The sequence below is a fragment of the Angustibacter speluncae genome (genome assembly GCF_054777815.1).
In genome coordinates this window covers 2,490-21,593 of sequence record NZ_BAAHAF010000032.1, presented here as the reverse complement: position 1 = coordinate 21,593, position 19,104 = coordinate 2,490, and the positions used below count along the sequence as shown (strand labels likewise).

The following is a 19,104-nucleotide window of genomic DNA, read 5'->3' as shown; positions in this document are numbered from 1 at the left end:
GCCGCAGCGCCACCGGCACCCGGGCGACGGCGTCGGCGACCACCGCGGCCGCCTCGCGCGCGGACGGGCCGGCGTGCAGGACGAGGCGGTGCGCGAGCACGGGCGCGGCGAGCTGCTGGGTGTCGTCCGGGGCGACGAAGTCGCGACCGCGCAGCACGGCCAGCGCCTGCGCCGTGCGCACCAGGGCGAGCGTCGCGCGCGGGCTCGCCCCGAGCGCGACGCGGCCGTCCTCGCGGGTGGCGTGCGCCAGCGCGACGGCGTGCTGCAGCACGGCGTCGGAGACGTGCACCCGGCGGCACGCGTCGCGGGCCGCCCGCAGGTCCAGGGGCGAGGCCACCGGCGCGAGGTCGTCGACGGTCGCGCTCACCAGCTGCTCGCGCACGACCCGCAGCTCGGTGGCGGGGTCGAGCGGACCGAGCCGCGTCGTCACCGCGAACCGGTCGAGCTGGCCCTCGGGCAGCGGGAACGTCCCGTGCTGGTCGAACGGGTTCTGCGTCGCGAGGACGAAGAAGGGGTCGGGGAGGGGGTGCCGCACGCCGTCGACGGTGACCGCGCCCTCCTCCATCGCCTCCAGGAACGCGGACTGGGTGCGCGGCGAGGTGCGGTTCAGCTCGTCGACCAGCAGCACGTGCGCGAACACCGGTCCGGGGACGAACCGGAACCCGGCGCTGCCCGCGTCCCAGACGCCGGCGCCGGTCACGTCGGTCGGGAGCAGGTCGGCGGTCGCCTGGACGCGGGCGACGTCGGCGCCCACCGAGCGCGCGAACGCCTTGGCGAGCGTGGTCTTCCCGGTGCCGGGGACGTCCTCGAGCAGGACGTGGCCGCCGCTCAGCAGGGCGCAGGCGACCAGGTCGACGGCGGCGTCGTGGCCGCGCACGACCGAGCGGACGTTGGCCACCAGGCGGTGGGCGAGCTCGCCGGCGTCCTGCGGGACGTCGCCGGCGTCGTGGGCTCGCGCGGGGGCCTGGGTCACGGCAGCTCCTCGGGGACGGGGGTCGACGGTCGGGCGGGCGCGCCCGGACGGCACCCCGACGGTGGGCATCGGCAGCACCGTCGGCCGCCTTGACCGTCCGCGCCGGCGACGATTCGGGCGGGGCGGCGCCCGCGGGTAGAGTGGGCGGCTGGTCCTGACGACCTGGCGCCCCGTGCTGCCCGCGGTCCGGACCCGCCCGCACCCCGAACCACTCCTGGAGCCCCTGCGTGAAGAGCGACGTCGAGAACCTCAACCCGACCCGGGTCAAGCTGACCGTCGAGGTCCCGTTCGAGGAGCTCAAGCCGAACGTGGACGCCGCGTACAAGACGATCGGCGCGCAGCTCACGGTCCCCGGCTTCCGCAAGGGCAAGGTGCCCGCCCGCGTCATCGACCAGCGGGTCGGCCGCGGCGCGGTGCTGCAGGAGGCGATCAACGACGCGCTGCCCGGTCTGTTCAGCAAGGCCGCCGACGAGGCGAAGATCCGGCCGCTCGGGCGCCCCGAGGTCGACATCACCGACGTGCCCGACCCGGCCCAGGGCGGCGACCTGAAGTTCACCGTCGAGGTCGACGTGCGGCCGGAGATCACGCTGCCCGACTACTCGACCCTCGCCGTGCAGATCGACGACCACGAGGTCACCGACGGCGACGTCGACGAGCGCCTCGACGCGCTGCGCGAGCGCTTCGGCACCCTGGTCGGCGTCGACCGCCCCGCCGCCGACGGCGACTTCGTCTCCCTCGACCTGGTCGCGAGGATCGGCGAGGAGGAGATCGACTCCGCCAAGGGCATCAGCTACCAGGTCGGCGCCGGCAACATGATCGACGGCCTCGACGAGGCGCTCACCGGCCTGTCCGCCGGCGAGGAGACCACCTTCGAGGCGCCGCTCGCCGGCGGCGAGCACGCCGGCGAGACCGCGCAGATCACCGTCACCGCCGTGTCGGTGAAGGAGCGCGAGCTGCCCGAGGCCGACGACGAGTTCGCCGAGCTGGCGTCCGAGTTCGAGACCCTCGACGAGCTCAAGGCCGACCTGCGCACCCAGGTCGAGCAGCAGAAGAAGTTCCAGGCCGGCCTCGGCGCCCGCGACAAGGTGCTCGACGCGCTGCTCGAGTCCGTCGAGGTGCCCGTGCCCGACGCCCTGGTCGAGGCCGAGGTGCACTCCCACCTGGAGGGCGAGAACCGGCTCGAGGACGACGAGCACCGCGCGGAGGTGACCGAGGAGGTCCGCAAGGCGCTGCGCACCCAGTTCGTCCTCGACACGATCGTCGACGCCGAGGAGGTGTCGGTGACCCAGGGCGAGCTGATCGAGTACCTCGTGGCGCAGGCCCCCCGGTACGGCATGGACGCGAACGCGTTCGCCAAGGCCGTCGACGAGGCCGGCCAGGTGCCGACGATGGTCGCCGAGGTGGCCCGCCGCAAGGGCCTGGCCGTCGTGCTCGAGGCTGCCACCATCACCGACGCCAAGGGCGAGCCGGTCGACCTCGACGACCTGGTGCCGCCGCGCCCGGGCGCCGAGGGTGACGACGACCACGAGGGCCACGGCCACAGCCACGGGCACGACCACGAGGGTCACGACCACGACCACGAGGGCCACGACCACGACGAGGAGCAGGGCGACGCCGCGTCCAGCATCCCCGCCGGCCCCGTGGTGCTCGACGAGCGCTGACCCGCACCACCTGCACCTCCCGGAGGGCGTCCCGCGACCGCGGGGCGCCCTCCGTGCGCTGTGGGCGAACAGCGGCGAGGTCGGGGAGTGGGGCGCCGGGGGTGCGCGTTAGGGTCGGTGACAGTCGACGGCAGCGGTCCGCAGCAGCGGGCGCGACGCCGTCACCACGAACCCCAGGACGGAGCGATCAGCGTGGGTGACACCTATCCCGGCACGGTGGGACCGCTCGGTACCGAGCTGCCCTCCCTGCGCGAGGGCGGTCAGTCCGGCGGCCTCGACGACCACATCTTCCAGCGCCTGCTGCGCGAGCGGATCATCTGGCTCGGCTCGGAGGTGCGCGACTCCAACGCCAACGCCATCTGCGCGCAGATGCTGCTGCTGGCCGCGGAGGACCCCGACAAGGACATCTGGCTGTACATCAACAGCCCGGGCGGCTCGGTGACCGCCGGCATGGCGATCTACGACACGATGCAGTACGTCAAGCCCGACGTCGCCACGGTCGCGATGGGCCTGGCCGCGTCGATGGGGCAGTTCCTGCTCTCGTCCGGCGCGAAGGGCAAGCGGTACGCCACCCCGCACGCGCGGATCATGATGCACCAGCCCTCGGGCGGCTTCGGCGGCACGGTGACCGACATCCGGATCCAGGCCGAGCTCATCAACCACATGAAGACCACGCTCACCGAGCTGACCGCCGAGCAGACCGGCCAGACCGTCGAGCAGATCTCCAAGGACAACGACCGCGACCGCTGGTTCACCGCGGCCGAGGCGCTGGAGTACGGCTTCATCGACCACGTCGAGGCCCGGGCGCAGGACGTCGCCGGCGGCGGCGGCACCAACGCCTGACGTCCACCGACCCCCGCGCCGACCAGACCCCCGAGGAGACCTCGTGATCGACCCCCGACCGTCCGGCCACGCCGGCCGCGGCGCGCAGCCCGCGATGCCGTCGAGCCGCTACATCCTGCCCCAGTTCGAGGAGCGCACGGCGTACGGCATCAAGCGCCAGGACCCCTACACCAAGCTGTTCGAGGACCGCATCATCTTCCTCGGCGTGCAGGTCGACGACGCGTCGGCCGACGACATCATGGCGCAGCTGCTGGTGCTGGAGTCCCTGGACCCCGACCGCGACATCATCATGTACATCAACAGCCCCGGCGGCTCGTTCACGGCGCTGACGGCGATCTACGACACGATGATGTACGTCAAGCCCGACATCCAGACCGCCGTGCTCGGCCAGGCCGCCTCGGCCGCCGCCGTCCTGCTCGCGGCCGGTGCGCCGGGCAAGCGGCTCGCGCTGCCGAACGCCCGCATCCTGATCCACCAGCCGGCGCTGTCCAGCGGCGACTACGCGCAGGCGTCCGACATCCAGATCCACGCCGACGAGGCGCTGCGGATGCGGTCCTGGCTCGAGGACACCATCGCGCACCACTCCAACCGCGACGTCGAGCAGGTGCGCGCCGACATCGAGCGCGACAAGATCCTCACCGCCGAGCAGGCCCTCGAGTACGGCCTGGTCGACCAGGTGCTCGAGTACCGCAAGGGCCGCACGGAGTGACCTGCCGCGCCTGACCCGCGTCCCGCCCGGGTCCGGCGTCCCTCCCGGACGCCGGACCCGCGCGAGGCCCCCCCGGCGGACACGCGGGGGATAGCCGCTGACAGGGTGGGTGCGGGTGGTGTCCAATGGAAGCGGTGGCCGGTCGTCCTCGACCGGCCCAGGAGGAAGGAACTGGTCCGTGGCACGCATGGGAGACGGCTCGGACCTGCTCAAGTGCTCGTTCTGCGGGAAGAGCCAGAAGCAGGTCAAGAAGCTGATCGCCGGTCCCGGCGTGTACATCTGCGACGAGTGCATCGACCTCTGCAACGAGATCATCGAGGAGGAGCTGGCCGAGGCCAGCGAGCTCGGCCTGGTCGAGCTGCCGAAGCCGCGGGAGATCTTCGACTTCCTGCAGGAGTACATCATCGGCCAGGACCCCGCGAAGCGGGCGCTCTCCGTGGCCGTCTACAACCACTACAAGCGCATCCAGGCCGGCGAGGCCGCCCGCAAGGGCGACGACCACGTCGAGATCGCGAAGTCGAACATCCTGCTGATCGGCCCCACCGGCTGCGGCAAGACCTACCTCGCGCAGACCCTGGCGAAGATGCTCAACGTCCCGTTCGCGATCGCCGACGCGACCGCGCTCACCGAGGCCGGCTACGTCGGCGAGGACGTCGAGAACATCCTGCTCAAGCTCATCCAGGCCGCCGACTACGACGTCAAGAAGGCCGAGACGGGCATCATCTACATCGACGAGGTCGACAAGATCGCCCGCAAGGCCGAGAACCCGTCGATCACCCGCGACGTCTCCGGCGAGGGCGTGCAGCAGGCGCTGCTGAAGATCCTCGAGGGCTCCACGGCGAGCGTGCCCCCGCAGGGCGGGCGCAAGCACCCGCACCAGGAGTTCATCCAGATCGACACCACGAACGTGCTGTTCATCGTCGGCGGCGCGTTCGCCGGCCTCGACGACGTCATCCAGAACCGCAAGGGCAAGAACGGCATCGGCTTCGGCGCCCAGCTGCACAGCCCGCTCGACGCCGCCGACGTGTTCGGCGAGGTGATGCCCGAGGACCTGATGAAGTTCGGGCTCATCCCCGAGTTCATCGGCCGGCTCCCGGTCATCACGACCGTCTCGCCGCTCGACCAGGCCGCGCTGGTGCGCATCCTCACCGAGCCGAAGAACGCGCTGATCAAGCAGTACCGGAAGATGTTCGAGATCGACGGCGTCGAGCTCGAGTTCACCGACGACGCCGTCGAGGCGGTGGCCCAGCAGGCGATCCTGCGCGGTACCGGCGCCCGCGGCCTGCGCGCGATCATGGAGGAGGTCCTCATGCCCGTCATGTTCGACGTGCCCTCCCGCGAGGACGTCGCCCGCGTCGTCGTCACCCGCGAGGTCGTCCTCGAGAACGTCCTGCCGACGCTGGTGCCGAAGGTCGAGCCGCGCAAGCGCGAGCGGCGCGAGAAGTCGGCCTGACAGGACCCGCCCTGCCTGCCGCCGTCACCGACGTGCTCGGCGGGCTGGCCCGCCGGGTCTGGGGCTCGCGCCCCGGTGCCTCCGCGGCCGCACCGACCGTCCCCCGCACGGTCGCCACCGGGCTCGCCCGACGCCTCGACGACGTGCTCCGCGGACGTGGCACCGCCTTCCGCCAGGCGTCGAGCACCACCTGCGGCAGCAGCAGCCTGGCGATGTTCCGCGTGCTCACCGACCGCGACTACGCCGACGCGCTGCTGCAGGGGGAGCCGGCCGAGGTCGCGCGGCGCTGGGCCCGGCTCGAGCGGGCCGTCCAGGCCTCGACGAACACCGCCTCGTCCGGCTCGGGGCTGCGGCTGCCCTGGCCGATCGCGCTCGGCACCCCGCCGTGGGGGCTGCGCGACGCCCTCGACGACCTCGGGCGCGCCCGAGGCGTCCGGTTCGAGGTCACCCGGGTCGACGGGACGCGCGCCGGCGAGGTCGACGCCGCGCTGGCCCGGGTCGACGCCGCCGTCGCCCGCGGCATCCCGGTGCCCGTCTACGTCGGGAACGGGCTGACGCCGCGCCACGTCGTGCTCGCGGTCGCCAGCGGGCCGGGGTGGGTCGACGTCTACGACCCCGGGCACGGCGGTCGCAGCCGCGTCGAGCGCGAGGCGCTGCGCAGCGGGCGCGCCCGGGTCAGCGGCTGGGACCTGCTCTGGGCGGTCGTCGGGCCGCGCTGAGCCTCAGACTTCAGTCGAACGCGCCCCACGCCTCGAGCAGTGCGGTGTGGGCGGTGGCCGTCGTGCCGGGGCCCTGCATCACCATGACGGTCCGGCCCCCCGAGCTGCTCGCGCACGCGCCGACCGTCACCCCGGGCTCCACGACGTCGCGGCAGAGCGCGTCGCCGACCGCCTGCACCGGCACCCCGTTCTCGGCGTCGAGCAGGAAGCGCACCTCCTCCTGCGTCGCCGAGCGCTCCACCACGATGAGCGTGACGTACTGGGACGGGTCCTGGTAGACGGCCACGGCGAAGTCGTCCTCGTCGACCCCCGACACGTTCGCGAGGGCGTCGGCCCGCATCGCCTCCGCGTCGCCGTTGGTCGACAGCGGCGCGCCCGCCAGCGTCGCCGGCGGCTCGGGTGCGTGGTGCACGACGTCGAGGAAGTCCAGGCGCCCTACGCCGAACAGGCCGAGGACGGCCGCGACGGCCAGGCCGAGCGCCCAGCGCCACAGCCACCCGGGCACGCGCACCCCGCCCGACGCGCGGACGGGAGCGGCGGCCGCCGCGGCGGCGGGCAGGGTCGCCCCCGGCACCCCGAGGGGCGTGCCGAACTGGTTGACGGCGGTGCCGTACGCGGGGGCGGACGGGGTGGCCGAGGCCGACGGTGCGGGGGAGGGCGCGCCGGTGGGCGTCGCGTAGAAGTCGTACTGCGGGAGCTGCTGGGTCACGGTCTCGCTCCGGGTCGCGGATCGGTGGACCTCTCCCGCTCGTCAGCAGCCGTGCCCGACTTGAGCCCGCTCGACCCGGTTCACGCGGACGGGTCACCCCGTCCCAGCGGGCCGGACGCGACGAGCGGCGCACCCCGGACAGGTGGGTGCGCCGCTCCTCGTCGTGGTCGGCGTGGTCGGCGTGGTCGGGGGTGCCGGGTCAGTCGTCCTGCTCGGGCACGACGACCGGGCGCAGCCGCGCCCAGAGCACGAACGCCGCGGCGAACACGACCATCCCGAGACCGGCCCACAGGTTGACGGCGTAGCCACCGGTCTTGTCCATGTCGGCGTCGCTGGTCGCGAACAGGCCCATCCCGGTGAGGATGACGCCGTACGCGCCGATCAGCGCGGCGATGAAGTTGCGGATGTCGAACGCGCCGGCCTGGTGCGTCGCGCCGTGCGACGCGTCGCGTGGCGTGCCCGGCTCCTTGCTGAGGTCCTTGGCCATGGTTGCTCCTACCAGAACACGATGTTGAGGACGATGACGATGACCAGCCCGATGCCGGCGAGGACGGTCGGCCGCTGGTACCACGACAGCGTCTCCTCGTCGGCGTCGTGGAAGTCCTCCTTGGGCGTGAGCGACCACACCAGGCCGCGCAGCTCGGAGGGGTCCTTCGGTCTGGTGACGAGCGTGACGAGCACGCTGACCAGGATGTCGACGCCGAACGCGGCGCCTGCGGCCACGAAGCTCGCGCCCTGCCCCGACAGCGGCAGCACGCCGATCGACAGCGCCCCGAGGGCGTCCTCGCTGAGCACCCCGACGAGCACCGCCGCGAGCGTGCCGCTCACCAGGCCCGTCCACCCGGCCGTCGGCGTCATCCGCTTCCAGAACATGCCGAGGATGAACGTCGCGAACAGCGGGGCGTTGAAGAACCCGAACAGGGTCTGCAGGTAGTTCATGATGTTCTCGTACGAGGCCGCGAAGAACGCCGTCCCGATCGCGATGACGGTGGCGCCCACCGTCGCCAGCCGTCCGACCCGCGTATAGTAGTCGTCCTCGTTGTCCTTGCGGATGTAGGTCTGCCACAGGTCGTACGAGAAGACGGTGTTGAACGCCGAGATGTTCGCCGCCATGCCGGCCATGAACGAGGCGAGCAGGCCGGCGATCGCGACGCCGAGCATGCCGTTCGGCAGCAGGTCGCGGATCAGGTAGAGGATCGCGTCGTTGTACGCTGCCTCCTCGCCGGCGGCCTTGGGCTCGGCGATCTCGTTCACCAGGACCGCGGCGATCATGCCGGGGAGGATCACGATGAACGGGATGAACATCTTCGGGAAGGCGCCGATGATGGGCGAGCGCTGCGCCGCCGAGATCGACTTCGACGCCATCGCGCGCTGCACCTCGACGAAGTTCGTCGTCCAGTAGCCGAACGAGAGCACGAAGCCGAGACCGAGGACGATGCCCACGACCGACAGGACGGGGGAGTCGATGCCGGTGAGGTTGGTGCCGGGCCACGACGACAGCTGCGCCTCGGCGTTGCCCGCCTCGGTGATGCGCTCCTTCAGCCCCGAGTAGCCGCCGACCTTGTGCAGGCCGACGAGCGTCAGCGGCAGCAGCGCCGCGACGATGACGAAGAACTGCAGCACCTCGTTGTAGATCGCCGCCGACAGGCCGCCCAGGGCGGTGTACGTCAGCACGATCGCGGCGGCGAGGATCAGCGAGACCCACAGCGGCCAGCCGAGGATGACCTCGACGACGCTCGCCAGCAGGAACAGGTTGATGCCGGCGATGAGCAGCTGGGCCACGGCGAAGCTGATCGCGTTCACCAGGTGCGCCGGCGGGCCGAACCGGCGCCGCATGAACTCGGGCACCGAGCGCACGTTCGAGGCGTAGTAGAAGGGCATCATCACGATGCCGAGGAACAGCATCGCCGGGACGGCGCCGATCCAGAAGTAGTGGACCGTCGGGATGCCGAACTGGGCGCCGTTGGCCGACATGCCGATGATCTCGACCGCACCGAGGTTGGCCGAGATGAACGCCAGGCCGGTGACCCAGGCGGGCAGCGAGCGGCCCGACAGGAAGAAGTCGATGCTGCTCGAGAGCGAGCGGCGGGCGAGCAGGCCGATGCCGAGGACGAACGCGAAGTACAGCGCGACGATCAGGTAGTCGACGGGTCCGGCGTCGAGCCGGAGGTCGCCACCAGCGGCAGCCGAGGCGAGCACCATCAGCACCCCCGTGGGTGGGCGGCCGGAGCCGCAGCGGTCAGGACCGCAGGCCACCTTGGCGCAGACCGGCCGATCGCGCGCGCCGAGACGACGGACCCCGACCGGGGCGGGTCAGTCCTGGGCGTCGACCAGCGCGCTGAGGCGCGGGTAGCGGCGGCGCATCTGCGCGTCGTCGTCGAAGTCCCAGCCGTCGCCGAGCTCGGGCAGTCCGGGTCCCCCGTCCTGCGCGGGCGGGAGGTCCTGGCCGGTGAGCTGCTGGTGCGCGTCCCAGGCTGCGCCGAGCGCGTCCTCGCACTCCAGCCCCTCGAGGTCGTCGGGGCCGACGACACCGGCCAGCGAGTCGGGGTCGGCCACAGCGGCCTCGAACACGGCGCGGCCGCGGGTGACGAGCCACCCGCGGAAGTAGTCGAAGCCGTCGTCGGAGCACCCGCCGTTGAGCAGGTACGCGGCGCCCCAGAGCTCCCACGAGTACCCCAGCGCGCTCACGCGGTGGAACGCCTCGTCGAAGGCGACCGCCTCGGCTGCGCCCCTGTCCACCAGCGCGGCCGTCATCGCCTCCGCCACCGACTCCGGCGCGTCGTCACCGGCGTCGCGCCGCGCCTGCTCGACCAGCGCCCAGAACGCGTCGTCGTCCACGGCTCAGCCCTCGACGACCGCGAGCTCGACGTCGCCGACGCGCACGTCGTCGCCGCCGGCCCGCAGCTCGAGCGCCGCCACGCGGCCCGCCCCGCGCAGGTCGCCCTCGCCGGCGCGCACCCGCTCGAGGTCGGCCTCGGGTGCCGTGACGACCGCGCGCACCACGTCGGTGCGCTGGCTGACCTTGGCCGACGACTTCGCGCCGCGGATGCCGGCGAGCGCCGACGCCACCGCGGTCAGCACGGCCGGGTCGCCGCCCTCGCCGCACTCGTCGGCCGCGGGCCAGGACGCGCGGTGCACCGAGCCGTCCTGCCACCACGACCAGGCCTCCTCGGTCGCGTACGGCATGACCGGCGCGAGCAGCCGCAGCTGCACCGAGAGCGCCAGCGCGAGTGCGGCTCTCGCCGAGTCGGCCGCCGGGCCCTCGCCGTACGCGCGCTCCTTCACCAGCTCGACGTAGTCGTCGCAGAACGTCCAGAAGAACCGCTCGGACGTCTCGAGCGCGCGGCTGTAGTCGAACGCCTCGAACGCGGTGGTGGCCTCCTCGACCGTGCGGCGCAGCCCGGCGAGCATCGCGGTGTCGACCGGCTCGGTGACGGCCGCGAGGTCGGCGCCCGTGGCGCCGAGGCCGAGCACGAACTTCGACGCGTTCAGCACCTTGATGGCCAGGCGCCGGCCGACCTTCATCTGGGTCTCGTCGAACGGCGAGTCCATGCCCGGCCGCGCCATCGCCGCGCGCCAGCGCACGGCGTCGGCGCCGTAGCGCTCGAGGATGTCGGTGGGCACCACCACGTTGCCCTTGGACTTGCTCATCTTCTTGCGGTCGGGGTCGACCACGAAGCCCGAGATCGACGCGCGGCGCCACGGGATGCTGCCGTGCTCGTAGTGCGCGCGCACGACGGTGGAGAACAACCAGGTGCGGATGATGTCGTGCGCCTGGGGCCGCAGGTCCATCGGGAAGGTGCGCGCGAACAGGTCGTCGTCGCGGCTCCAGCCCGTGACGACCTGCGGCGACAGCGACGAGGTCGCCCAGGTGTCCATGACGTCCGGGTCGCCGGTGAAGCCACCCGGCACGTCGCGCTGGTCCTCGGTGAAGCCGGGCGCGGGGTCGGACGACGGGTCGACCGGCAGGGCGTCGTCGGCCGCGAGCAGCGGCTCGTCGTGCAGCGGCTGGCCCTCGTCGTCGAGGCGGTACCAGACCGGGAACGGCACGCCGAAGAACCGCTGCCGGCTGATCAGCCAGTCGCCGTTCAGGCCCTCGACCCAGTTCTCGTACCGGTGCCGCATGTGGTCGGGCGTCCAGGTGATCTCGCGCCCGCGCGCGATCAGCGCGTCGCGCACGTCGGCGTCGCGTCCGCCGTTGCGGATGTACCACTGGCGGGAGGTCACGATCTCGAGCGGCTTGTCGCCCTTCTCGTAGAAGTTCGCCATCCGCTGGGTGGCCGTCGGCTCGCCGTCGAGGTCGCCCGACTCCCGCAGGGCCGCCACGACCTTCTCGCGCGCGGTGAACGTCGTGGTGCCGGCGAGCTCGGCGTACAGGGCCTCGCCCGGGCCGCCCGTGATCCACTCCGGGGTGTCGCGCAGCACGCGCCCGTCGCGGCCCACGACCGCGCGGGTGGGCAGCTGGAGCTCGCGCCACCACTGCACGTCGGTGAGGTCACCGAACGTGCAGCACATGGCGATGCCGGCGCCCTTGTCCATCTCGGCCATCCGGTGCGCCAGCACGGGGATCTCGACCCCGAACAGCGGCGAGGTGACCGTGGTGCCGAACAGCGGCTGGTAGCGCTCGTCGTCGGGGTGCGCGATCAGCGCCACCACCGCGGGGATCAGCTCGGGCCGGGTGGTCTCGATGTGCACCGGGGTGCCGTCCGGGCGGTGGAACGCCACCCGGTGGTAGTGGCCCGGGTACTCGCGCGCCTCGAGCTCGGCCTGGGCCACGGCGGTCTGGAACGTCACGTCCCACAGCGACGGCGCCTCGGACGAGTACGCCTCACCCCGGGACAGGTTGCGCAGGAACGCGCGCTGGGCCACGGCGCGGGAGTCGTCCGAGATCGTCGTGTACAGGGTCGACCAGTCGACGGAGAGCCCGAGCGTGCGCCAGAGCTGCTCGAACACCTGCTCGTCGACGTGGGTGAGCTCCTCGCACAGCGCCACGAAGTTGCGGCGCGAGATCGGCAGCTGGCGCTTGGGGTCGGGCTTGGCCGGCGGCGTGAAGTCGGGGTCGTACGGCACCGACGGGTCGCAGCGCACGCCGTAGTAGTTCTGCACCCGGCGCTCGGTGGGCAGGCCGTTGTCGTCCCAGCCCATCGGGTAGAACACCGCCTTGCCGCGCATCCGCTGGTAGCGGGCGACGCAGTCGGTGTGGGTGTACGAGAACACGTGGCCCACGTGCAGCGAGCCGCTGACCGTCGGCGGCGGGGTGTCGATGGAGAACACCTGGTCGCGGGTGGCGGTGCGGTCGAACGCGTAGACCTGGTCGTCGTCCCATACCCGGCCCCACTTCGCCTCGAGGCCGTCGAGCGACGGCTTGTCGGGGACGGTGGCGGCACGCAGGGCGGGGGCGTCGGTCATGCGGCGGATTCTCCCAGAGACCGGGACCCGGGCCGAACCGGGATACCAGCCCTAGGGTGACGCGATGGGATACCGGTCGCGCGTGCTCGCGGTGGTGCAGGCGGGCGGCCAGGGGTCGCGGATGGACGTGCTGACCCGGGAGCGGGCCAAGCCCGCGCTGCCGTTCGCCGGCGCCTACCGCCTGGTCGACTTCGCGATGTCGTCGCTGTCGCACAGCGGCATCGGGGACGTCTGGCTGTCGGTGCAGTACCAGGCCGCCTCGCTCGACCCGCACCTGTCCGGTGGACGGCCGTGGGACCTCGACCGCACGCGCGGCGGCTTCCGTCGGGTGGTGCCCGAGGAGGGGGCGGGCAGCGGCGTCGAGGCCGGGTTCGCGCACGGCAACGCCGACGACCTGCTGAGCATGCGTGACGACATCGAGCGGTTCGACGCCGAGGTCGTGCTCGTGCTCAGCGCCGACCACGTCTTCGCTCTCGACCTCACGTCCGTGGTCGAGGCGCACCTCGCGTCCGGTGCCGACTGCACCGTCGTCACCGCCGACGTCACCCGCACCGAGGCCCGGCACAACGTCGTGGTGCTCGCCGACCGGGGCGGGCGGGTCACCGGCGTCGAGGTGAAGCCGTCGCGTCCCTCGGCCACGATCGTCGCGGTCGAGGTGTTCGCCTACCGCCCGCAGGCCCTGGTCGGCGCGCTCGACGAGCTGCGCCGCACGCTGTCGGCCGACGGCGAGCTCGAGGACGGCGGCCTGGGCGACTTCGGCGAGCACCTGCTGCCCCACCTGGTGCGCACCGGCGACGTGCGGGCGTTCCCGATCGGGCGCTACTGGCGCGACGTCGGCCGCCCCGAGGCGTACCTGGCCGCGCACCGCGACCTGCTGGCCGGGCGGATCGACGCGCTCACCGACCCCGAGAGCCCGGTGGTGTCGACGGCCGTCCGCCGCGCGCCCGGGGTCGTGCGGGCGGGGGCGCACGTGGAGGACAGCGTCGTCGGGCTCGCCGCGGACGTGCGCGGCCGGGTGGTGCGCTCGGTGCTGGGTCCGGGTGTGGTCGTGCAGGCCGGGGCGCTGGTGCAGGACAGCGTGCTGTTCGAGGACGTCGTCGTCGAGGCGGGCGCGCAGGTGCGCACCGCGGTGGTCGACGTCGACGTCGTGGTGGGACGCGACGCCGTGGTCGGCGCCGACGCGCCGTCGCGCAACCCGCGCGACAAGGACATCACCCTGGTCGGACGCCAGAGCCGGATCGGCCGCAGGGCGCGGGTGCCGGCCGGGTCGAGGCTCGAGCCCGGCACGGTGGTCTGACCGTCGCGGGGTCGCAGGACCGGGTCCGGCCACGCCGCGCACCTGTTCGTCACCTCGCGCAGGTCAGGACGTGCGCGAGGTGACGAACGGGTGCGCGCCGTGCCCGCGCGCGAGCGTCAGCCGGGCTGGTTGAGGAACCAGCGGTGCCCGAACGGGTCCCGGAACACGGCGACCCGCCCGACGTCGCCGGCGTCCTCCGGACCCCGGTCCATCGGCGTGCCCGCGGCCTGCACCCGAGCGGCCACCGCGTCGACGTCGTCGACCGTGAGGTGGAGCGTCACCGCCGCGCCCCGGTCGGGGTCGGGCGCGGCGACGCCGGCCGAGCCGAACTCGTCGCTCATCATCCAGCGGGCGCCGTCGACGGCGAGCTCGACGTGACCGACGCGCCCGTCGTCCATCACGACCGGCTCGTGCACGACCACGGCACCGAGGTGCGCGACGTACCAGTCGATCGCGGCCCGCGCGTCGCGCACGCACACGTACGGGGTCAGCTCGCTCATCGGGACCTCCTCGGCGACGGCGACGACCAGCATGGCACCCGGGTCGAGCGGCTGTTGCGACATGGTCGCAACAGACGTACGTTCACGGGCATGGCGACCTACTCCCTGCCCGACATGCCGTACGACTACGCCGCGCTCGAGCCCGCGATCACCGGCGAGATCCTCGAGCTGCACCACGCCAAGCACCACGCCGCGTACGTCAAGGGCGCCAACGACGTCCTCGACCGGATGGCCGAGTCGCGCGAGAAGGACGACTTCAGCTCCATCGTCGGGCTCGAGAAGACGTTCGCCTTCAACCTGTCCGGCCACGTCCTGCACACGCTGTTCTGGCAGAACCTGTCGCCCGACGGCGGCGACCGCCCCGACGGCGAGCTGCGCGCCGCCATCGACGACCACTTCGGGTCGTTCGACGCCTTCAGCAAGCAGCTCACGTCGGCGACCACCCTGGTGCAGGGCTCGGGGTGGGGGGTCCTGGCGTGGGAGCCGGTGAGCCGCCGCCTGGTCGTCGAGCAGGTCTACGACCACCACGGCAACGTGGGCATGGCGAGCACCCCGATCCTGGTGTTCGACGCCTGGGAGCACGCGTACTACCTGCAGTACAAGAACGTGCGCCCCGACTACGTCGAGAAGCTGTGGTCGCTCATCAACTGGGACGACGTGAAGGCGCGCTTCGACCAGGCGCGGGCCAGCGAGTCGCCGCTGCGACCCACCGCGGTCTGAGGTGACCTCCGAGGCGGCGCTGCGGTACCGCGACAGCGTCCAGGCCGCCATCGGCGTGCTCGTCGCGCAGGAGGAGGGCCGCACCGAGGACGTGCGGCGGCTGCTCGTCGAGGTCGGGGGACCCGACGACGCGGTCGCCGCCTTCTTCACCGTCGCCCGGCTCGCCACGACGGCGGCCGCCCACGAGACCGGTCGCGAGCCGGTCGACCTCCTGCGGACGCTGTCGCTCGAGGTCGCCCGCGCCGACCCGCCGCCGGACTGAGCGCAACCGGTAGCGTTCGGCGGGTGCCCTCGTCCGGACGGCTCGGCCCGCGGCTGCTGAGCAGCGCCGCGGTGTCGCTGCTCGCGGCGTCGGCCGCCGTGCTGGCCCACCTGGTGGCCGCCGGCCACCGGCCCGGCGTCGGGCTCGTGGTCGCCGTCGCGCTGGTGCTCGGCCTGGCCGACGCGACCGTCGCCACGCTGCTGCGCGGGACGTGGGGCCTCGCCGTCCGCGTCTCGCTGCTCCAGGTGGTGGCGCACGGCGCGCTCACCACGGCCGCCGCCGTGACGGGCAGCACGCACGCGAGTGCGTCGGCCGGGCACCACGCCGTCTCGCTCGGTGCGCAGACCGCCACCGCCGACCTCGTCCCGTCCGCACCGATGCTGGCCGCGCACCTCGTTGTCGCGGTCGTCGTCGCGGGTCTGCTCGCCCGCACGGGCGCCGGCGCCCGCGCGGCGGTCGCCGCGGCCGGGCTGGTGCGGTCGGTCGCGGTGCTCCTGCGGCTGGCTCTCCCGCGCGCGGTGCGGCTCGTCCGCGTGCGTCCCGCGCGGGTCCGCACCGACGTCCTGGCGGTGCCCTGGCGGGAGAGCGTGTGGACGGGTGCCTCGCCCGTCCGCCGCGGGCCGCCCGTCGTGGTCTGAGCGCGACCCGAGCACCCCGCGCGCGGCAGCTGCCACGCTGCGCCGCGCCCCGGCGCCTCCCCGGCGCACCCGACGACCACCCTCGGCGACCCCGCGGCAGGTCGGCGCGTCACCGTGCCCTGCCGCCCAATCGTCCGCACGAGAACGAGGCAACCCGTGAGCACGTCCGTCGTCCCCGCGTCCTCCGACGCCCGCGACCAGCCGACCCCCCGACCTCCCACCCGGACCCCGCGCGGCCAGGGCCTGTTCCGCACCTTCTGGCGGTGGCACTTCTACGGCGCCGTCGTCGTGCTGCCGGTGCTGCTGGTCCTGGCCGTCACCGGGCTGATCTACCTGTTCCGGTTCCAGCTCGAACCGGCGCTGCACGCCGACCTGATGCGGGTCGATCCCGGGACGGCGGTGGCGTCGTACGAGGCCCAGCGGCTCGCCGTCGCGCAGGCGCACCCCGACGACACGATCGTCTCGATGACCGAGCCGGCCGCCGCCGACCACAGCACCCGCTTCACCCTCACCACCGCGGACGAGCGCACGCTCGACGTGTTCGTCGACCCGTGGACCGGGACGGTGCTCGGGTCGCTGGACCCGGACGGCACGCTCAGCGGCACCGCGGTGCGGCTGCACGCCGACCTGATGAGCGGCACGCCCGGCGACCTGGTGATGGAGCTGGGCGCGAGCTGGGCCGTGGTGATGGCGCTGACCGGCTACTACCTGTTCGTGCGCGGGTGGCGGGCGCGGCGCCGGCAGCGGCGGTCCGGGGCCCGCTGGGCCCGCCTGCGGTCCGGGCACGCGGCGTCCGGCGCGGTCGTCGGGGCGTTCCTGCTGCTGCTGGTGGTGTCGGGCCTGCCGTGGACGGGCGTCTTCGGCGCGGCCGCCCAGCGGCTCGCCACCGAGGGCGGGTCGTCGCTGTGGTCGCAGGACCACGGCGCGCTGTCCGACCCGACGTCGACCTTGGACGAGTCGCTGCCGCACAGCCACCACACCGTGCCGTGGGCGCAGCAGGACGCGCCCGTGCCCTCGAGCCCCGCTGCGGGACAGGACGTCTCGGTCGCCGACGTCGACACGGCCGTCGCCGTCGCCGACCGCGAGGGCCTGCGGCACCCGCTGACCGTGGCGATGCCCGCCGACGACGCCGGCGTGTTCTCGGTCATCGGGTACGCCTTCGACGACCCCGGGCAGGAGCGCACCGTGCACGTCGACCGGTTCGGCGGGCAGGTCGTGTCGACGTACGGCTACGAGCAGTACAGCGGTCTGGCGAAGGTCGTCTCGCAGGGCATCGCGTTGCACGAGGGACGCCGGTTCGGCGGCCTCAACACGACCCTGACCGCCCTCGGCTGCGTGCTGGTGATCGTCTCGTGCGTGACGGGGCCGCTCATGTGGTGGCGGCGCCGGCCGCGCGGGCGCGAGCAGCTCGGTGCCCCGCGGGCGCGGGCGGGCTCGGTCGTCGCGACGCCCCTGCTGGGGGTGCTGGTGGTCGTGCTCGCGGTCGTCCTGCCGGTGTTCGGCGCCTCGCTGGTGCTGGTCGTGCTGCTCGACCGGTTCGTGCTGCGCCGCGTCCCGCGGCTGCGGCAGTTCTTCGGCTCGGCCGCACCACGCGGCCGGGCCGCCTAGCCGTCCGCCGGGGCGGCCCGTCCGGGGGCGGGCCGCGCCGGCGGCGCCTCGTCGAACTCGACGGGCGCGTCGAAGGCCGCCCGGCGTGCCGCGCGACGCAGCGTCGACAGCACCGCGTGGCCGGTGAGGGTGATGAGCAGGACGTTCGTGACCGCGCGGCCGAGGTCCCACCCGAGCGAGGTGGCGAGGGTGAACAGCACGAAGCGGTGCAGGTTCTCGAGCAGCGGGTCGCCCGGGACGAACGAGAGCCCGGTGCCGTCGCCGGCCGCGAACGGCCAGAACGACAGGTTCATCACGAACCCGTAGGCGAGCCCGGCGAGGGCGCCGTAGACCGCCAGCAGCGCGATCTCCCACCGGCCGCGGGCGCGGGGGAGCAGGCCCGCCCCGAGGCCGACCCAGGCGGCACCGAGCATCTGGAACGGCAGCCACGGGCCCACGCCGCCGGTGATGAGCGCGGACGCGAACAACGTCGTCGCCCCGAGCACGAACCCGAACCCGGCGCCGAACACCCGTCCGCCGAGCACGAGCAGAAAGAACACCGTCTCGAGCCCGGCGGTGCCCGCGCCGAGCGGGCGCAGCGCCGCCCCCACCGCCGACAGCACGCCGAGCATGGCGAGCGCCTTGACGTCGAGCCCGCCCTCGCCGATCTCGAACAGCACGACGGCGAGCAGCAGCGGCAGCAGCAGGCCCAGCACCAGCGGGGCGTCGGTGCCGTGCGCGAGCCCGGCACCCGGGTCGACCAGCAGCGGCCAGCAGAACGCCATCAGCCCCGCGACCGACACCAGCACGACCGCAGCCGTCGAGCGCGGACGCAGCGCGACCGCCCGCACCGACGAGGGCAGCGCGGTCACGTCGGCGCTCACGGCGCACCCCCCGGCAGGGCGGCGCGCACCTGGTCGACGGTCAGCCACGGCTGCGGCGCGGTCACCTTCGCGACCTGCGGCGCGAACGCGGGGGAGGAGACGACCACGTCGGCGGTGGGGCCGTCGGCCACGACCTCGCCGGCGGCCATCACGACGACGCGGTCGGCCACCTGCGCGACGAACTCGACGTCGTGGGTCGACAGCAGCACGCTGCGGCCCTGGCCGGCGAGCCCGCGCACGGCGTCGCGCAACGCCGCCTTGGCGGTGTAGTCGAGCCCGCGGGTGGGCTCGTCGAGCAGCAGCACCGGCGGGTCGGCGGTGAGCTGCACCGCGAGCACCAGCGCGAGCCGCTGGCCCTCGCTGAGGTCGCGCGGGTGGGTCGCCGGGTCGATCCCCGGCGCGATCCGGTCGAGCAGCGCGGCGCACGCACCGGTGCTCGCACCGCTCTCGCGGTCGGCCTGCGCGCACTCGCCGCCGACGGTGTCGAGGTAGAGCAGGTCGGACGCCGTCTGCGGCACCAGCCCGACCCGGCGACGGCGCTCGCGGGCGTCGAGGCCGGCGGGGTCGGCGTCCAGCCCGGGCCCGACCCGGACGCTGCCGGCTGCGCGGCGGCCGCTGCCCTGCAGCGCCCACAGCAGCGTCGACTTGCCGGCGCCGTTGCGCCCCACGAGCGCGACGGCCTGACCGGCACGCACCTGCAGGCTCACGCCGTCGACGGCCAGGACGTCCCCGAAGCCGAC

19 protein-coding genes are annotated in these 19,104 nt (G+C 73.6%); 10 read left to right on the top strand and 9 right to left on the bottom strand.

Going from position 1 to position 19,104, the window contains the following annotated elements; translation table 11 throughout:
• A partial coding sequence (locus tag ACYVKY_RS03475) for an AAA family ATPase (protein WP_460433600.1) occupies nucleotides 1-973 on the bottom strand: 973 nt, incomplete at its 3' end.
• 227 nt (nucleotides 974-1,200) lie between these two features.
• Here ACYVKY_RS03475 and tig point away from each other — a divergent pair.
• From tig to ACYVKY_RS03450, 5 genes are all read left to right on the top strand, one after another.
• On the top strand, nucleotides 1,201-2,634 hold the full coding sequence (gene tig, locus ACYVKY_RS03470) for a trigger factor (RefSeq protein ID WP_460433599.1): 1,434 nt from the start codon (nucleotides 1,201-1,203) through the stop codon (nucleotides 2,632-2,634).
• A 216-nt stretch (nucleotides 2,635-2,850) separates the two neighbouring features.
• Nucleotides 2,851-3,477, top strand: coding sequence for an ATP-dependent Clp protease proteolytic subunit (locus ACYVKY_RS03465; RefSeq protein ID WP_460433598.1), 627 nt, complete (start codon nucleotides 2,851-2,853; stop codon nucleotides 3,475-3,477).
• A 94-nt stretch (nucleotides 3,478-3,571) separates the two neighbouring features.
• On the top strand, nucleotides 3,572-4,186 hold the full coding sequence (locus ACYVKY_RS03460; RefSeq protein WP_460433601.1) for an ATP-dependent Clp protease proteolytic subunit: 615 nt from the start codon (nucleotides 3,572-3,574) through the stop codon (nucleotides 4,184-4,186).
• 178 nt (nucleotides 4,187-4,364) lie between these two features.
• Nucleotides 4,365-5,639, top strand: a complete 1,275-nt coding sequence (gene clpX, locus ACYVKY_RS03455) for an ATP-dependent Clp protease ATP-binding subunit ClpX (RefSeq protein WP_460433597.1) — start codon at nucleotides 4,365-4,367, stop codon at nucleotides 5,637-5,639.
• A 32-nt stretch (nucleotides 5,640-5,671) separates the two neighbouring features.
• Nucleotides 5,672-6,358 (top strand): hypothetical protein, encoded by a 687-nt coding sequence (locus tag ACYVKY_RS03450; protein WP_460433596.1) that lies wholly within the window; start codon nucleotides 5,672-5,674, stop codon nucleotides 6,356-6,358.
• A gap of 10 nt (nucleotides 6,359-6,368) precedes the next feature.
• On the opposite strand, the gene ACYVKY_RS03445 is transcribed toward ACYVKY_RS03450, so the two are convergent.
• The 5 genes from ACYVKY_RS03445 to valS all read right to left on the bottom strand — a co-directional run bounded on the left by ACYVKY_RS03445 (nucleotide 6,369) and on the right by valS (nucleotide 12,476).
• A complete protein-coding gene (locus tag ACYVKY_RS03445) occupies nucleotides 6,369-7,067 on the bottom strand; it encodes a hypothetical protein (protein ID WP_460433595.1) in 699 nt (232 codons plus the stop codon).
• Between the two features lie 199 nt (nucleotides 7,068-7,266).
• The gene (locus ACYVKY_RS03440; protein WP_460433594.1) at nucleotides 7,267-7,554 is read right to left on the bottom strand and encodes a hypothetical protein; all 288 of its coding nucleotides are present in this window, start codon (nucleotides 7,552-7,554) and stop codon (nucleotides 7,267-7,269) included.
• Nucleotides 7,555-7,562: 8 nt separating this feature from the next.
• Nucleotides 7,563-9,269: a sodium:solute symporter family protein gene (locus tag ACYVKY_RS03435; RefSeq protein WP_460433593.1), complete on the bottom strand. Its 1,707-nt coding sequence runs from the start codon at nucleotides 9,267-9,269 to the stop codon at nucleotides 7,563-7,565.
• A 111-nt stretch (nucleotides 9,270-9,380) separates the two neighbouring features.
• A complete protein-coding gene (locus tag ACYVKY_RS03430) occupies nucleotides 9,381-9,905 on the bottom strand; it encodes a DUF4240 domain-containing protein (protein WP_460433592.1) in 525 nt (174 codons plus the stop codon).
• Between the two features lie 3 nt (nucleotides 9,906-9,908).
• The gene (valS, locus tag ACYVKY_RS03425; protein WP_460433591.1) at nucleotides 9,909-12,476 is read right to left on the bottom strand and encodes a valine--tRNA ligase; all 2,568 of its coding nucleotides are present in this window, start codon (nucleotides 12,474-12,476) and stop codon (nucleotides 9,909-9,911) included.
• Between the two features lie 64 nt (nucleotides 12,477-12,540).
• Here valS and ACYVKY_RS03420 point away from each other — a divergent pair, with 64 nt between their 5' ends.
• On the top strand, nucleotides 12,541-13,773 hold the full coding sequence (locus tag ACYVKY_RS03420; protein ID WP_460433590.1) for a glucose-1-phosphate adenylyltransferase family protein: 1,233 nt from the start codon (nucleotides 12,541-12,543) through the stop codon (nucleotides 13,771-13,773).
• Between the two features lie 116 nt (nucleotides 13,774-13,889).
• Here the strand turns inward: ACYVKY_RS03420 and ACYVKY_RS03415 are convergent, their stop codons facing one another.
• A complete protein-coding gene (locus tag ACYVKY_RS03415; RefSeq protein ID WP_460433589.1) occupies nucleotides 13,890-14,336 on the bottom strand; it encodes a VOC family protein in 447 nt (148 codons plus the stop codon).
• A gap of 27 nt (nucleotides 14,337-14,363) precedes the next feature.
• Between ACYVKY_RS03415 and ACYVKY_RS03410 the strand changes: the two genes are divergently transcribed.
• The 4 genes from ACYVKY_RS03410 (at nucleotide 14,364) to ACYVKY_RS03395 (ending at nucleotide 17,501) form a co-directional block, all read left to right on the top strand.
• Complete coding sequence (locus ACYVKY_RS03410; RefSeq protein WP_460433588.1) at nucleotides 14,364-14,993, top strand: superoxide dismutase; 630 nt, start codon at nucleotides 14,364-14,366, stop codon at nucleotides 14,991-14,993.
• A 1-nt stretch (nucleotide 14,994) separates the two neighbouring features.
• Entirely contained in the window at nucleotides 14,995-15,255 is a 261-nt protein-coding gene (locus ACYVKY_RS03405; protein WP_460433587.1) for a hypothetical protein, read from the top strand.
• Between the two features lie 23 nt (nucleotides 15,256-15,278).
• Nucleotides 15,279-15,893, top strand: a complete 615-nt coding sequence (locus tag ACYVKY_RS03400; protein WP_460433586.1) for a hypothetical protein — start codon at nucleotides 15,279-15,281, stop codon at nucleotides 15,891-15,893.
• A 156-nt stretch (nucleotides 15,894-16,049) separates the two neighbouring features.
• Nucleotides 16,050-17,501: a PepSY-associated TM helix domain-containing protein gene (locus ACYVKY_RS03395; RefSeq protein WP_460433585.1), complete on the top strand. Its 1,452-nt coding sequence runs from the start codon at nucleotides 16,050-16,052 to the stop codon at nucleotides 17,499-17,501.
• On the opposite strand, the gene ACYVKY_RS03390 is transcribed toward ACYVKY_RS03395, so the two are convergent.
• A complete protein-coding gene (locus ACYVKY_RS03390; protein ID WP_460433584.1) occupies nucleotides 17,498-18,364 on the bottom strand; it encodes an ECF transporter S component in 867 nt (288 codons plus the stop codon). The two genes, ACYVKY_RS03395 and ACYVKY_RS03390, sit on opposite strands and share 4 nt — an antisense overlap.
• Nucleotides 18,361-19,104, bottom strand: a 744-nt coding sequence (locus ACYVKY_RS03385; protein ID WP_460433583.1) for an ATP-binding cassette domain-containing protein, incomplete at its 5' end; no start/stop codon positions are given. The genes ACYVKY_RS03385 and ACYVKY_RS03390, both read right to left, overlap by 4 nt.

Excerpts from the sequence above, each read along its gene's own strand:
- ACYVKY_RS03420 (WP_460433590.1), top strand. The coding sequence starts at position 12,541 with ATGGGATACCGGTCGCGCGTGCTCGCGGTGGTGCAGGCGGGCGGCCAG.
- valS (WP_460433591.1), bottom strand. The coding sequence starts at position 12,476 with ATGACCGACGCCCCCGCCCTGCGTGCCGCCACCGTCCCCGACAAGCCG.
- ACYVKY_RS03410 (WP_460433588.1), top strand. The coding sequence starts at position 14,364 with ATGGCGACCTACTCCCTGCCCGACATGCCGTACGACTACGCCGCGCTC.
- ACYVKY_RS03435 (WP_460433593.1), bottom strand. The coding sequence starts at position 9,269 with ATGGTGCTCGCCTCGGCTGCCGCTGGTGGCGACCTCCGGCTCGACGCC.
- ACYVKY_RS03415 (WP_460433589.1), bottom strand. The coding sequence starts at position 14,336 with ATGTCGCAACAGCCGCTCGACCCGGGTGCCATGCTGGTCGTCGCCGTC.
- ACYVKY_RS03460 (WP_460433601.1), top strand. The coding sequence starts at position 3,572 with ATGCCGTCGAGCCGCTACATCCTGCCCCAGTTCGAGGAGCGCACGGCG.
- ACYVKY_RS03440 (WP_460433594.1), bottom strand. The coding sequence starts at position 7,554 with ATGGCCAAGGACCTCAGCAAGGAGCCGGGCACGCCACGCGACGCGTCG.